This is a genomic window from Rhodanobacter sp. FW102-FHT14D06 (genome assembly GCF_043950705.1).
Taxonomy (GTDB): domain Bacteria; phylum Pseudomonadota; class Gammaproteobacteria; order Xanthomonadales; family Rhodanobacteraceae; genus Rhodanobacter.
Genome location: NZ_CP170722.1, coordinates 3,056,349 through 3,070,655, shown reverse-complemented (window position 1 = coordinate 3,070,655; position 14,307 = coordinate 3,056,349). Strand labels below are relative to the sequence as shown.

Genomic DNA, 14,307 nt, shown 5'->3' with positions numbered 1-14,307 from the left:
ATGAACACCCTGCCCTGGCTCCACCCCGATCGCGTCGCCGCCCTGGAACAGGCGCTGCGCCAACGCATCCTGATCATCGACGGCGCCATGGGCACCATGCTGCAGGCGCACCACCTCGACGAAGAGGGCTTTCGCGGCGAGCGCTTCGAGCACGGCCACGACGGCCACGCGCACGCGCACGACCACCCGGGCTGCGACCTCAAGGGCAACAACGACCTGCTCACCCTGACCCGCCCGGAAATCATCCGCGGCGTGCACGACGCCTACCTCGAAGCCGGCGCCGACCTGGTCGAGACCAACACCTTCAACTCCACCCGCATCAGCCAGTCCGACTACAAGCTGCAGCACCTGGCCCACGAGCTGAATCTGGAAGGCGCAAAGCTGGCCCGTGCCGCCTGCGACGCGATGACGGCGAAGACGCCGCAGCAGCCACGCTTCGTGATCGGCGTGCTCGGCCCGACCAGCCGCACCGCCTCGCTGTCGCCCGACGTCAACGACCCGGGTTTCCGCAACGTGACCTTCGAGGAACTGGCGGCGAATTACACCGAGGCGGCCAGCGGCCTGATCGACGGCGGCGCCGACGTGATCATGGTCGAGACGATCTTCGACACGCTGAACGCGAAAGCCGCGCTGTTCGCGCTGTCCGAACTGTTCCACCAGCGCGGCGCGCGCGTGCCGGTGATGATCTCCGGCACCATCACCGACCGCTCCGGCCGCACGCTCTCCGGCCAGACCGCCGAGGCGTTCTACTACTCGGTACGCCACGCACAGCCGCTGTCGGTCGGCTTCAACTGCGCGCTCGGCGCCGAGGACCTGCGCCCGCACATCCAGACCCTGGCGAGCATCGCCGAGAGCCATGTCAGCACCCACCCGAACGCCGGCCTGCCGAATGCCTTCGCCGAATACGACGAGACGCCCGAACACATGGCCGGCGTGATCGCCGACTTCGCCCGCGACGGCCTGCTCAATCTGGTCGGCGGCTGCTGCGGCACCACGCCGGCTCACATCCGGGCGATTGCCGAGGCCGTGCGCGGCGTGCCCCCGCGCGTGCTGCCCGGCGCCGTGCGGGAGGCCGCATGAACGCGCCCCGCCACACCCGCCTGTCCGGCCTCGAACCGCTGGTCATCACCCCCGACCTGCTGTTCATCAACATCGGCGAGCGCACCAACGTCACCGGCTCGGCCAAGTTCAAGAAGCTGATCAAGGAAGACCGCTACGACGAAGCGGTGGAAGTGGCCCGCCAGCAGGTGGAGAGCGGCGCGCAGATCCTCGACGTGAACATGGACGAAGGCCTGCTCGATTCCGAAGCGGCAATGGTGAAGTTCCTCAACCTGATCGCCGCCGAGCCGGACATCGCCAAGATCCCGGTGATGGTGGACTCCTCCAAGTGGAGCGTGATCGAGGCCGGCCTGAAGTGCCTGCAGGGCAAGGGCGTGGTCAACTCCATCTCGCTGAAGGAAGGCGAAGAACCATTCCTGGAGCAGGCGCGGAAAATCCTGCGCTACGGCGCCGCCACCGTGGTGATGGCCTTCGACGAGAACGGCCAGGCCGACAGCGTGGCGCGCCGCCTGGAAATCTGCGAGCGCTCGTACAAGCTGCTCACCGAAGAAGTGGGTTTTCCGCCCGAAGACATCATCTTCGATTCCAACATCTTCCCGATCGGCACCGGCATCGAGGAGCACGCCGACAACGCGGTGAACTTCATCGAGGCGGCGAAGGAACTGAAGAAACGCTTCCCGTACTCGCACCTCTCCGGCGGCGTCTCCAACGTCTCGTTCTCGTTCCGCGGCAACGACGCCGTGCGCGAGGCGATCCACAGCGTGTTCCTCTACCACGCCATCCAGGCCGGCATGGACATGGGCATCGTCAACGCCGGCCAGCTGGCGATCTACGACGAGCTGGAACCCGAGCTGCGCGAGCGCGTGGAAGACGTGGTACTGAACCGCCGCGCCGACGCCACCGAGCGGCTGATGGAGATCGCCGAGAAGCACAAGAAAGGCGCGCGCGAGCAGGACAATAGCAACGCCATGGCCTGGCGCGAACTGCCGGTGCGCAAGCGGCTGGAGCACGCGCTGGTGCACGGCATCGACCAGTTCGTGGTGGAAGACACCGAGGAAGTGCGCCAGACCGTCACCCGCACGCTGGACGTGATCGAAGGTCCGCTGATGGACGGCATGAACGTGGTCGGCGACCTGTTCGGCGCCGGCAAGATGTTCCTGCCGCAGGTGGTGAAATCCGCCCGCGTGATGAAGAAGGCGGTGGCGTGGCTGCTGCCCTTCATGGAAGAGGAGAAAAAACTCAGCGGCAACACCAGCAAGAGCAACGGCAAGATCGTGATGGCCACGGTCAAGGGCGACGTGCACGATATCGGCAAGAACATCGTGGGCGTGGTGCTCGCCTGCAACAACTTCGAGGTGATCGACCTCGGCGTGATGGTGCCGGCGCAGAAGATCCTCGACACCGCGATCGAGGAGAAGGCCGACATGATCGGCGTCTCCGGCCTGATCACCCCCTCGCTGGAGGAGATGGCCAACGTCGCCCGCGAAATGAAGCGGCGCGGCTTCAGCATCCCGCTGCTGATCGGCGGCGCCACCACCTCGCGCGCGCACACCGCGATCAAGATCGAGCCGCACTACGAAACCGCCTGCGTGTGGGTGAAGGACGCCTCGCGCGCGGTCGGCGTGGCGCAATCGCTGGTCAGCAAGGAGCTGGTCGACGGCTTCCTGGCCAAGGTGCGCAGCGAGTACGCGGAGGTGCGCGAGCGCCACAAGCACCGCGGCCCCGGCAAGAAGCTGGTGACGCTGGCGCACGCACGCGGCAACCGCTTCAGCTGCGACTGGGCCAACTACGACCCGCCGCAGCCGGTGCGGCCCGGCCTCACCGTGTTCGACGACTACCCGCTGGCCGAGCTGCGCGAAACCATCGACTGGACACCGTTCTTCCAGGCCTGGGAACTGGCCGGCCACTATCCCGCCATCCTCACCGACGCCGTGGTCGGCACGCAGGCCAGCGAACTGTTCGCCGACGCGCAGGCGATGCTGGACAAGATCGTCAACGAGAAGTGGCTCACGGCCCGCGCGGTGATCGGCTTCTGGCCGGCCGCCAACCTCATGGACGACGTGGAGATCTACACCGACGACACCCGCACCCAGCCGCTGGCCACGCTGCACCACCTGCGCCAGCAGGCCGACAAGCCGGTGGAACGCCCCAACCTGTGCCTGGCCGATTTCATCGCGCCGAAGTCGTTCGGCAAGCCCGACTGGATCGGCGGCTTTGCCGTCACCGCGGGCCTCGGCATCGAGCCGCACCTCGAGCGCTTCCACGCCGACCATGACGACTACTCCGCGATCATCCTGAAAGCGCTGGCCGACCGCCTCGCCGAAGCCTTCGCCGAACGCATGCACCTGCGCGTGCGCAAGGAGTTCTGGGGTTTCGTGCCCGACGAAAGCCTCGACAACGAGGCGTTGATCGCCGAGAAATACCAGGGCATCCGCCCCGCCCCCGGCTATCCGGCCTGTCCCGATCACACCGAGAAGGCGACGCTCTTCAAGCTCCTCGACGCCACGAACAACGCCGGCATCATACTCACCGAAGGTTTCTCGATGTATCCGGCAGCCGCCGTCTCCGGCTGGTACTTCTCGCACCCCGGCAGCCAGTACTTCGTGGTCGGCCGCCTGGGCCTGGAACAGGTGCAGGACTACGCCAAACGCAAAGGCTGGAGCCAGGCCGAGGCCGAACGCTGGCTCGCCGCCAACCTCGACTACGACCCCGACTGACCGATCGCCCGGGCAGGGCGGGCACTGGCGGCGGGCAGGGCCCGCCCTGCGTCAACTCAAGCGGTGGCGTCGCCGGTCATGCCGTTCTTTCGATGGCGGAGGTGCACGACCAGGTTGTAGACCGACACGAACACCGGGAAGAAGTTGGAGAGGATGCCCACCGAGTCGTTCTTGCCGAACACGAAGTACGCCAGCAGCAACACGCTGCCGCACACCGACAGCCACCAGAACGCCAGCGGCATCACCACGCGCTTGTACTTGCGCGTGTAGTAGAGCTGGACGAACCAGCGGCTGGTGAACATCAGCGTGCCGGCGAAGCCGACGATCTTCCACGGCGTCAGCTCGAACTGCTGCAGCGCGTGAAGGATACGAACCAGTTCGGTGTCGAGGAATGCCATGAGCGTGCGCTTGCGTCGGGAAAGGCGCCAAGTCTAGCAATTCGCCACCATCGCCCCTTGCACGCCGCCGCAGCCGGCGGCGACCGGCAAGGCCGTCTCCTTCGCCGCGAACACGAAAAAGGCCACCCGCTGGGTGGCCTTTTCGCGATTCTGTATGGTGGGCGATGCAAGGATCGAACTTGCGACACCTGCCGTGTGAAGGCAGTGCTCTACCGCTGAGCTAATCGCCCGCCGAGAACGCGCAATTTTAGGGATACATGCCGAGCCGGTCAACCATCGCGCGACCTCCGGCGCGGCGCCGACGCTGGGATGGCCGGCGCCCGGTGATCAATGGCTGGGCCGGGCAAGCAACACGGATCTCGCCTGCCCCGGCACGATCAGCCCGACGATTCGAGCACGTGGGCGACCAGTGCGGCCAGAAACGTTTCGCGCAGGCGGCGGTAGTGCGGGTCTTGCGGGCCTTTCAGCGCGGCTACGTGCATGGCGTGGTGGCTGGCGCCCAGGCTGTCGTCGAGATCGGCCAGGTGGAAGTATTCGCCGGGGCCGCAGGTGCGTCCGCTGTGGGTGGCCCAGAACGCGGACTCGGCCGGCAGCGCGACGAATTGTTCCTCCCACAGCAACTCGCTGGCCAGCGCGCCGAGACTGGTGAGCGGGACTTGCGCCCGCGGAGCGGGGCGATGCGCGCGCAGCCAGCCTTGCAGCGCCTCGGCCGGCATCGGCCGGGCCAGTGCGTAGCCCTGGCCGAAATCGGCACCCAGCAGCGAGGCCGCCTCGATCAGGTCGGGCGTTTCCAGCCCTTCCACCACGACCTCCAGCCGCAGGTCGTTGCCGATGCGTATCAGCTGGCGGATGAAACGCAGCGTGTTCAAGGGGTCGCGCCGGGCCTGCAGCACGATCGCCTGGTCGATCTTGATGCGGTCGAACGGCCATTGGCGCAGCCGGATCAGCGAGCTGTAGCCGGCACCGAGGTCGTCCTCGACCAGCCGAACGCCCAGCGCCTTCAGCGATTGCATGCCCGGCTCGTCCAGCGAGCCGGGGTGTTCGCTGGCCAGCGGGGATTCGAGGATCTCCAGCAGCAGCGCCGCGGGCGGGCAACCGCTGTCGGCGAGGACCGCGGCGGCAGCCGCGCCGTAGCGGGGATCTTCCAGCGCCGCCGCCGGCACGTTCACCGACATGTCCAGCGGGTGGCCCGCACCGCACAGCGATTGCCGGCAGGCGGTGGCCAGCGCCAGGCCATGCCGGAACAGCACGATCAGGTCATCGGCATCCAGCGCGGGCAGGAAGCGGCCGGGCGCCAGCAACTGGTCGTCCACGTCGCGCAAGCGCGCCAGCGCCTCGAACTCGGTGACCGCGCCGTCGGCCAGCCGGATCAGCGGCTGGTAGTGCATCTGCAAGGCATCGGTGGCGATCCGCGCGCGCCAGCGCTCGCGCACGAAGAACGGCAGCAATTCGGCGCCCTGCCGCGGTGGCGACAGCCGCGCCAGCGCAAGGTCCAGCACCGACTTGACCTGCTCCACGAAGGCACGTTGATCCTCGCTCTGCAAGCCGCCGGCATACGGGCTGTACAGCGACAGCACCACCACCGGGTTGTCGCGCGACGGACACAGCGGGATCGAAACGCTGGAGACCACCCCGAGCCCGAGCGCCATGTCGCGCCAGCTAGCCATGGCCGGATCGCTGCCGAAATGCACGCAGCGCTGGATGCTGACCGTGCGCCAGGCGCGCCCGCTCGGTCCGCCGCCCTCCGGGTGATCGGGATCGACGCGGATCGGCAATGCCTCGCCCGCGCTCAGCGCGCGCAGGTAGGCCGCAAACGCATTGCCCGCCACCGCCTCGTAGGTCAGCCGGCCGGAATCGTCCGGGCGCCCCACCGCGCAGGCGGCAAATTCCTGGTGCGAGGCGAGGATGTCGACCACGCCCTGGATCAGGCCAAGATAGCCCTCGGCCGACCACGCCAGCGCATTGAGCCGGGCCAGCAGCGCCATGCGCCGGCGTTGCAGCGCGCGCATGCTTTCAAGCTGCCATTGCCGCTCGGCATCCAGCCGTTGCAGCACCACGTCCAGCGCGCGGCGGTCGGCCGAGGCCAGCACCGTGACCAGGTTGTCGCGCAGTTGCTCGATCGCCTCCAGCAGCCACACTTCCTCCAGCCCGCAGGCGGCGTGGAACAGGCCGGTGCGCGTGGCGCGCTTGCGGTGGGCGGCCAGGTCCAGGTCCGCGCGGGCCAGCACCTGCAGATGCGCCAGCATGTGCAGCTTGAGCGCGCGGTACTCGCCGTCCGGCAACGCGCGCAGCAGCGTGCCGATGCCTTCGTGCTGGAGCAGCGCCGCGCAGAAACTCTCCACCACCGCCTGCAGCCGCGGCTGCCAGCTGTCGCGGCAGGCCCGCAGCAACATGGTGGCCTGCTCGCCGTAGGGTGCGACCGGCCCTTCCGGTTCCACCGTGGCCAGCGCGCCGTCGGAGCGCGCCATCGCCCACCAGCGCGTGCGATGGCGCTTGCGCGCCTTGACCTGGTACATCGCCTGGTCGGCCAGGCGCAGCAACTGCTCGCCACTGGCATGGCCGTCGCTGGCATAGGTGGCGATGCCCAGGCTGGCGCCGATCGGCAGCAGCCGGCCGTCGATGGGCACCGGTTGCAGCAACGCGGCACCGATCCGTTCCAGCAGGTCGTCCAGGTCGCTCTCGTGCTGCAAGTCGTCGAACACCAGCACGAACTCGTCGCCGCCGAAGCGCGCCACGTAGTCGCCGCCGCGCAGCAGCAGGCGCAGCCGCTCGGCCACCTCGGCCAGCACGCGGTCGCCCACCGCGTGGCCGTGGCGATCGTTGATCGGTTTGAGATCGTCCAGGTCGAGCAGACCGACCGCGACCCGCCGCCCCTGCCGCCGCGCGCTGGCCAGCACCGCGTCCAGATGGCGATCCAGCGCGCGCCGGTTGGGCAGGTCGGTGAGGTCGTCGTGCGAGGCGAGGTACGTCTGCCGCTCCTGCTCCTGGCGCAGGGCGTGGCGCTGCGCATGCTGGCGCAGGGCGAGCCCGGCGGCGTCGGCGATCTCGTCGAGCAACCGGCACATCTCCTCGTCGAACGCATCGGGTTCGGCGGTCACCACAACGAATACACCGGTCGGCGTGCGCGCATTCGGGTCGGTGCCATCGACGGGCCCGGCAAACAATGGCCAGCAGCCGACCGCACTGGCGTGCTCGCTCAGCTCGGGGCGCCAGGGGTTGTCGCTCGGCGTGCCTGCCGTGGGTTTGCGCCGGATGACCGGCGTGCCCTGCATGAACGCCTGGGTAGGCGCGATGGTGCGCGGGCCGTCCTGGTGCCGCGGCGGCATCGGCAAGGTCAGCATCACCTCGGCGATCGGCCCGACCAGGGCCACCCGGCGCAAGGTGTCCTGGCCCTCCACGGCGGCGAACACGTCGACCGCCGCAGCGCCGGCGATGTCCGCCAGCGCACGCGCCAGCGTGGGATAGATCGCGTCCGGGTCGGGTTGCTCCAGCAACGCGCGCTGGATCGTGCGTTGCGCATCGCGGTAACGGCTCATGCGGATGCTGCGTTCGAGCAGCATCTGGTGGTCCCAGAACCGGCTCAGCTCGTCGACCAGGCGCTGGGCCCAGTCCAGCAGCTCCTCGCCAAGCGCCGGGCCGCCCTCGCGCGAGTACGAGGCCAGCACCAGCTGGCCGCCGTCGCGGGTACGCGAGGCGGCCACGATGCAGGCACCGAAGCCGTGCTGGCGGGCGGCGGCGCGCCAGTGCGCAAACTCGGCGGAGGCCACCGGGGTGACGCGGGCGCGCTCCTCGCGCAGCACGATGCCGACCGGGCCGCGGCCGCCGGGCTCGTCCATCGCGTCGCTCAAGCGCAGGGTCTCGGCATAGGCCTGCGCCGGCCCCGCGGCGGCCAGCACCTCGACCGCGTGCATGTTGCTCTCGCGCCTGCCGATCCACACCAACGGCAGCTTCATGGTGGCAGCAAGGATGCGGCTGACTTCCAGCAGTGCCCGGCGGCGATCGTGACCGGGAGCGGCATGCAACAGGCTCAAGGTTTCCGCCACGCTTCGATAGAAGCGCTCGCGCAGTTCGCCGGGCACGGCAGCTCGGTTCGGCATGGACTCCCTCGGCGGCTCCTCGTCGTCGTGGATCGTGTCGGCGCGTTTGCCTGCCGCACAAGCCGGGAGTCACCGGCAAAGCGGCAGTCGTGGGTGATTCGGTGCAACGATCATCAGCCTACCGGAAATCGGTCCGTCGCCGCATCAACTTGCGCTTGTGCAGATCGGCCCGCGCCGGTCAACGGGCCGGGGCCTGCTCCTCGGCCAGCGCGTGCTCGACCAGCAGCGCGAACAGCCGGTCGCGGCGCCGGCCGTGGCCGGGGTCGAACGGCCCCGCGGCGGCGCCGTCGAGCATCTCGCGCCAGGCCAGCCGCAACGGCGCGCCGACGCCCTCGGCGGTGCGCAGCCAGTCCCCGACGCCGCCGCCGGCATGGACGTGGCGACGCAGCGCATCGGGCACGTCGAACAACGCGGCGAAACGCTCCTCCCAACGCAGCGCGCTGGCCAGCGCGCCGAGCGCATGGCGCGGCGATGCGCCCGGCCGCGGAGGACGGACGGTCCCCAGCCACCCGGGCAACGCCTCCGCCGGCATCGGGTGGGCCAGCGCAAAGCCCTGGCCGAAATCCGCGCCGAGGATCGCGGCGGCCTCCAGCATGCCGGCCGATTCCAGGCCTTCGACGACCACCTCCAGACCCAGGTCGTGGCTGACCCGGATCAACTGGCGCAGCGCGCGCAGGGTGCCCAGCGGGTCGAACCGGACCTGGCCGATGATGGCGTGGTCGACCTTGATGCGGTCGAACGGCGACTGGCTCAGCCGCGCCACCAGGTTGCGGCTGAGCGCGCGGTCGTCGCCCGGCGCGTGGTGCTCGATCGACTTCAGCGACTGCACGCCGGTTTCGGCCAGCAACGCCCAGCAGCCGATGCCGCTGGCGTTCTCGAAAGCCTCGAAACGCAGCGCGTCGGGCGGGCAGCCGCTGGCCTGCAGGATGGTCTCGACCGTGCGCGCGTAGCGGGCATCGCGCAGCGCCGCCACCGGCACGTTGACCGACATGCCCAGCGCCAGCCCGCTGCGTGCCAGCGACTGCTGCCGCGCCACCGCCTGGATGATGCCGTCGCGGAACAGCCGCATCAGCCCTGCCGCACCGAGCGCCGGCATGAAACTGGCCGGCAGCTGCAGGCCGCCGGCGTCGCGCAGCCGCGCCAGCGCCTCGAAGCCGGCGATCTGGTTGTCGGCCAGGCGCACCATCGGCTGGTAGTGCATGCGCAGCGCACCGCCGGCCAGCAGGCTGCGCCAGCGCTGGCGCACGAAGGCCGGCAGCAGGGTCGCCAACTGGCGTTGCGGCGCCATGCGCAGCAGCGCCAGTTCCAGTACCTGCTTGATCTGCGCGATGAACGCGCGCTGGTGCTCGCTGCGAAAGCCGCCGGCATAACCGCTGTACAGCGCCAGCAGCGCCACCGGCCGGCCCGGGGCCAGGCACAGCGGCACCGCGACCTGCGAAACGATGCCGTGGCGTTCGGCGGTGTCGCGCCACAAGGCCATCACCGGATCGCTGCCGTAGTGCGCGCTGCGTTCGACGGCACCGCTTTGCCAGGCGCGGCGCAGCGGTTCTTCCGCCCGTGCCGCGGCGCGATCGACCTGCAGCGGCGGCGCCACGCCGTGGTTGGTAATGCGCAGGTATTCGGCCGGCACCGCGCCGGCCACCAGCTCGCTGACCATGTCGCCGGAGGCATCCGGGCGACCGGCGGCGCAGACGACCAGTTCCTCGTGCGCCGCCAGCACCTGCACGACGTCTTCGAGCAGGTCCAGGCTGTCGTGCGCCGACCACGCCGCGGCGTGGATCTTCGCCAGCGCCGCGTCACGCCGGCGCTGCAGGTCGCGCATGCTTTCCAGCTGCCATTGCTGGTCCATCGCCAGTCGCTGCAGCACGATCGCCAGCGCATCGCGCTGGGCGCGCGGACCGCGTCCCAGGGTGCCGGCGAGGATCCCGCGCAATTGCTCGATCGCCTCGGCCAGCCACGCTTCTTCCAGCCCGCACGCGGCCTGGCAGATACCGGCGCGGATCGCGCCTGCGCGCTGGCCGGCTTCTTCCAGCTCGGGATAACACAGGGTTTGCAGATGGCGCGCCAGGCGTTCCTCGAACGCCTCCCGCGCCGACGCGGGAAAACTCGCCAGCAGGCCGGCGATGCCTTCATGGGCGCCGAGGGCGGCATGGAAGCGCTGCGCCACCACCGGCAGTTGCGCCTGCCAGACCTCGGCACACGCGCGCAGCACCGCGGCCGCCTGCGGGCCATGCGCCTCGGCGATGCCGGCCTCATCGCCCGCCGCCGCAACGGGGGCGCCTTCGCTGCGCGCCAGCGCCCACCAGTTGGCGCGCTGCTGTTTGTGTGCCTTGACCTGGTACATCGCCTGGTCGGCCAGCCGCAGCAGTTGCTCGCCGCTGTCCTGCGCGTGGGTCGGATACAAGGCCACGCCCAGGCTGACGGTGATGTCGATGTTGTTCTGTCCGCCCAGCGCGATCGGCTGCTGCAGCGATTGCCACAGCCGCTCCAGCAGCATGGCCAGGTCGTCCTCGCTGGCGAGGTCCTCCAGCACCAGCACGAATTCGTCACCGCCCACGCGCGCCACCGAATCCTCCGAGCGCAGTGCGTCGTGCAGGCGATGTGCCACCTCGACCAGCACACGGTCGCCGGCGGCGTGGCCGTGGCGGTCGTTGATCGGCTTGAGGTCGTCCAGGTCGAGCATGCCCACCGCCACCAGATGGTGGTGCCGGGCCGCCCGCGCCAGCGCGCGTTCGAGGTGGTAATCGAGTGCGCGCCGGTTGGGCAGGTCGGTCAGTGCGTCGTGCAGCGCCAGGTAGGTCTGCCGCTCCTGTTCGCGGAACAGGGCCTGGCGCTGCGAGTACTGGCGCAGCGCCAGGCCGACGGTGTCGGAAATCTCGTCGAGCAGGCGCCACAGGTCGGCATCGAACGCGTCGATCTCGGCCGCCGCCAGCAACAACACGGCGGCGGCGTGGTACTCGACACCGCTGTCGCGGGGCAGCGTCTGGAAGATCGGCCAGCAACCGATCGCCGCCACCTCGCCCAGCGACTCGCCGTGCCACACGAGCGACACGTCGGGCCACGCCGACGGGCGCAGCCGCACCACCGGTTCACCCTCCATCCACGCCTGGGTGGCTACCGGCATCGGCGGTTCGTCGACCTGTCGCGGCGGTTCGGGCAGCGTCGCCAGCCGCTCGACCAGCGGCCCGGCACCCACTTCCCGGCGCAACACCTCGCCCTCGGGCACATAAACCATCACCGCACTGGCCGCGGCGTCCTTGACCAGTGCATTGGCCAGCGTCATGTAGATCGCCGCCGGCTCGGGGTGCGCCAGCAGCGCGCGCTGGATCGTGCGATGCGCATCGCGGAAACGGCCCAGCCGCAGGTTGCGTTCCAGTTGCGCCTGGTCGTCCCAGAACCGGGCCAGCTCGTCGGCCAGGCGCTGCGCCCAGTCGAGCAGTTCGTCGGTGAGCGCGGGCCCGCCGCGGCGCGAGTACGCGGCCAGTGCCAACTGGCCACCGTCGGCGGTGCCGGCGGCGGCCACGATGACCGAGTCCAGGCCGTAGGCATGGGCCGAGCCCTGCCAGTCCGCGTCCCCGGGCGAGTCGATCGAGGCCAGCTGCGGACGGCCGTCGCGCAAGGCGGCTCCGGCCGGGCCGCGGCCGCCCGGTTCGCGCGGATCGTCGCTGACCGGCCACACGCTGGCGTACTCCGCGGCGGGGCCGGCGGCGATCAGCTCGAGCGTGGATTGGCCCAGTTCGCGCCGGCCGATCCACACCAGCGGCAGATCCATCGTGCTGACCACGGTGGTGGCCACTTCGAGCAGGGCGCGGCGGCGATCGTAGCCGGCGGCCGGGTGCAGCAGGGTAAGCGTCTCCGCCACGCTCTGGTAGAAGCGCTCGCGAAGTTCGCCATCCTGCCGATCCTGCCCCTGCACCGCCATGCCGATCATTCCCCCCAAATATCCTCTCCGACGCCCCGCTCAGCCGGCCGATGGCCGAAAGACGGGCGGCAGCCAGGCGCTGCGCCCCACCGAGAGCCCGCCGGAAACCGGTTCACGGCGCAGTAGAAGCAAGTTCCACGCCACCGCAACCGCACCACGGAAACCCCTTGCCTGCAGGCATCGCCCGCATTCCCGCGCCATGCCGCCGGACAGCGGCCGGGGAAATCCATGCCGTTTGGGTCAGAACGGGCCGATCAGCGCCGCTACCGGCAGGCACGCGCCCGCTCGCGCATCATGGCCTGCTCGCGACGGTTGCGGGTCAGCGTGGCGGCGCGCTCGAACTCCCGGCTCGCCTCCTCGCCGCGCCCCAGCCGCGCCAGCAGATCGCCGCGCACGGCGGGCAGCAGGTGGTAATGGCGCAGGCTCGGCTCGTCGCCCAGCGCATCGACCAGGGCCAGGCCCTCGGCCGCACCGCTGGCCATGCCCACCGCCACCGCGCGGTTGAGCTCCACCACCGGCGAGGGCGCGACCCGGGCCAGCACGGCGTACAGCGCGGCGATCCGCGACCAGTCGGTTTCCGCGGCCGTGGCGGCGCGCGCGTGGCAGGCCGCCACCGCCGCCTGCAGGGCGTACGGGCCCAGCTCGCCGCCCAACCGGCGCGCCTGTTCCAGCGCGGCGAGCCCACGGCCGATCAGCAGGCGATCCCACAGCGCGCGGTCCTGGTCGAGCAGCAGGATCGGCTCGCCGCGCGCATCGGTGCGCGCGCGGGCGCGCGAGGCCTGGATCTCCATCAACGCCACCAGCCCATGCACCTCCGGCTCGCGCGGCATCAACCCGGCCAGCACGCGGCCCAGGCGCAGCGCGTCCTCGCACAGGCCCGGGCGCATCCAGTCGTCGCCGGTGGTGGCCGCATAGCCCTCGTTGAAGATCAGGTAGATCACCCCGAGCACGGCGGCCAGCCGCTCAGCCAGCTCGTCGCCGCGCGGCACCTCGTAGGCCACGTCCGACTTGGCCAGGCTGCGCTTGGCCCGCACGATGCGCTGGGCAATCGTTGCCTCCGGCACCAGGAAGGCGCGCGCGATCTCGTCCGTGCCCAGCCCGCCGAGCAGGCGCAGGGTCAGCGCCACCCGTGCCTCCATCGAGAGCAGCGGGTGGCAGGCGGTGAAGATCAGCCGCAGCAGATCGTCGCCGAACGGGTCGTCCAGCGTGCGTTCGGCGACGGCCTCGGCGGATTCGTGCTCGCGATCCCATTCGTGCACAAGTTGCTCGTGCTTGCGTTCGACCAGCTTGTGCCGGCGCAGGCGATCGATGGCACGGCGCTTGGCGGTGGTCATCAGCCAGGCGCCGGGGTTGTCCGGCACGCCGGTTTGCGGCCACTGTTCCAGCGCCGTCACCAGCGCGTCCTGCGCCAGTTCCTCGGCCAGCCCGACATCGCGCAGCATCCGCGCGAGGCCGGCGATCAGCCGGGCCGATTCGATGCGCCAGACCGCGTCGATGGTGCGATGGGTGTCGGTCATGCTCATGACCGCCGATCACAGCACCGGTCCGCGGCGGGCGCAAGCGCCGTTGGTGGGGGCTGCCGCCCGTCGCGCTGGCGGGCGGTGCCCGCCCTACTCGCGGCCCAGTTGCGCGCGCAGGCGGGCTTCCTGCTCGCGCAGCTCGGGCGTGAACGCCTCGCCGAAATCCTCCGCCTCGAACACCGGGCGGATCTCGATCACCGACTCGCCCTCCATCGGATTGGGGCAACGCCGCACCCAGGCGATCGCCTCGTCGAGCGATTTCACCTGCCACAGCCAGAAGCCGGCGACCAGCTCCTTGGTCTCGGCGAACGGCCCGTCGACGACATGGCGCTGCCTGCCCGAGAACGTCACCCGCGCACCGCGCGCGCTGGGCGCCAACCCTTCGCCGGCAAGCATCACGCCGGCCTTGACCAGCTCCTCGTTGAACTTGCCCATCGCAGCCAGCAACTCCTGGCTCGGCATCACGCCGGCTTCCGATTCGGCGGTGGCCTTGACTATCACCATGCATCGCATCGCAAGTATCTCCCGTGGGGCCGGATCACCGTGCGCCGGCTTCACTTCACCGACGAACCAGCGCGCTGCGGATCGACACGG

7 protein-coding genes and 1 tRNA gene are annotated in these 14,307 nt (G+C 70.2%); 2 read left to right on the top strand and 6 right to left on the bottom strand.

What is annotated here, in order from left to right; genetic code table 11:
- Complete coding sequence (locus tag ACFCQI_RS13715) at positions 1-1,080, top strand: homocysteine S-methyltransferase family protein (RefSeq protein ID WP_395117549.1); 1,080 nt, start codon at positions 1-3, stop codon at positions 1,078-1,080.
- Positions 1,077-3,776 (top strand): methionine synthase, encoded by a 2,700-nt coding sequence (gene metH / locus ACFCQI_RS13710; RefSeq protein WP_395117547.1) that lies wholly within the window; start codon positions 1,077-1,079, stop codon positions 3,774-3,776. The genes ACFCQI_RS13715 and metH overlap by 4 nt, the downstream gene beginning before the upstream one ends.
- 56 nt (positions 3,777-3,832) lie before the next feature.
- On the opposite strand, the gene ACFCQI_RS13705 is transcribed toward metH, so the two are convergent.
- From ACFCQI_RS13705 to ACFCQI_RS13680, 6 genes are all read right to left on the bottom strand, one after another.
- The gene (locus tag ACFCQI_RS13705; protein WP_395117545.1) at positions 3,833-4,174 is read right to left on the bottom strand and encodes a lipid-A-disaccharide synthase N-terminal domain-containing protein; all 342 of its coding nucleotides are present in this window, start codon (positions 4,172-4,174) and stop codon (positions 3,833-3,835) included.
- 155 nt (positions 4,175-4,329) lie between these two features.
- Positions 4,330-4,404 (bottom strand) — tRNA-Val (locus ACFCQI_RS13700).
- Between the two features lie 147 nt (positions 4,405-4,551).
- A complete protein-coding gene (locus ACFCQI_RS13695) occupies positions 4,552-8,271 on the bottom strand; it encodes an EAL domain-containing protein (RefSeq protein ID WP_395117543.1) in 3,720 nt (1,239 codons plus the stop codon).
- Between the two features lie 178 nt (positions 8,272-8,449).
- The gene (locus ACFCQI_RS13690) at positions 8,450-12,202 is read right to left on the bottom strand and encodes a diguanylate cyclase domain-containing protein (RefSeq protein WP_395117541.1); all 3,753 of its coding nucleotides are present in this window, start codon (positions 12,200-12,202) and stop codon (positions 8,450-8,452) included.
- 254 nt (positions 12,203-12,456) lie between these two features.
- The gene (locus tag ACFCQI_RS13685; protein WP_395117539.1) at positions 12,457-13,716 is read right to left on the bottom strand and encodes an RNA polymerase sigma factor; all 1,260 of its coding nucleotides are present in this window, start codon (positions 13,714-13,716) and stop codon (positions 12,457-12,459) included.
- Between the two features lie 87 nt (positions 13,717-13,803).
- Positions 13,804-14,226, bottom strand: coding sequence for a YciI family protein (locus ACFCQI_RS13680; RefSeq protein WP_395117538.1), 423 nt, complete (start codon positions 14,224-14,226; stop codon positions 13,804-13,806).
- Positions 14,227-14,307: the final 81 nt, after the last annotated feature.

Excerpts from the sequence above, each read along its gene's own strand:
- ACFCQI_RS13715 (WP_395117549.1), top strand. The coding sequence starts at position 1 with ATGAACACCCTGCCCTGGCTCCACCCCGATCGCGTCGCCGCCCTGGAA.
- metH (WP_395117547.1), top strand. The coding sequence starts at position 1,077 with ATGAACGCGCCCCGCCACACCCGCCTGTCCGGCCTCGAACCGCTGGTC.
- ACFCQI_RS13705 (WP_395117545.1), bottom strand. The coding sequence starts at position 4,174 with ATGGCATTCCTCGACACCGAACTGGTTCGTATCCTTCACGCGCTGCAG.
- ACFCQI_RS13695 (WP_395117543.1), bottom strand. The coding sequence starts at position 8,271 with ATGCCGAACCGAGCTGCCGTGCCCGGCGAACTGCGCGAGCGCTTCTAT.
- ACFCQI_RS13690 (WP_395117541.1), bottom strand. The coding sequence starts at position 12,202 with ATGATCGGCATGGCGGTGCAGGGGCAGGATCGGCAGGATGGCGAACTT.
- ACFCQI_RS13685 (WP_395117539.1), bottom strand. The coding sequence starts at position 13,716 with ATGAGCATGACCGACACCCATCGCACCATCGACGCGGTCTGGCGCATC.
- ACFCQI_RS13680 (WP_395117538.1), bottom strand. The coding sequence starts at position 14,226 with ATGCGATGCATGGTGATAGTCAAGGCCACCGCCGAATCGGAAGCCGGC.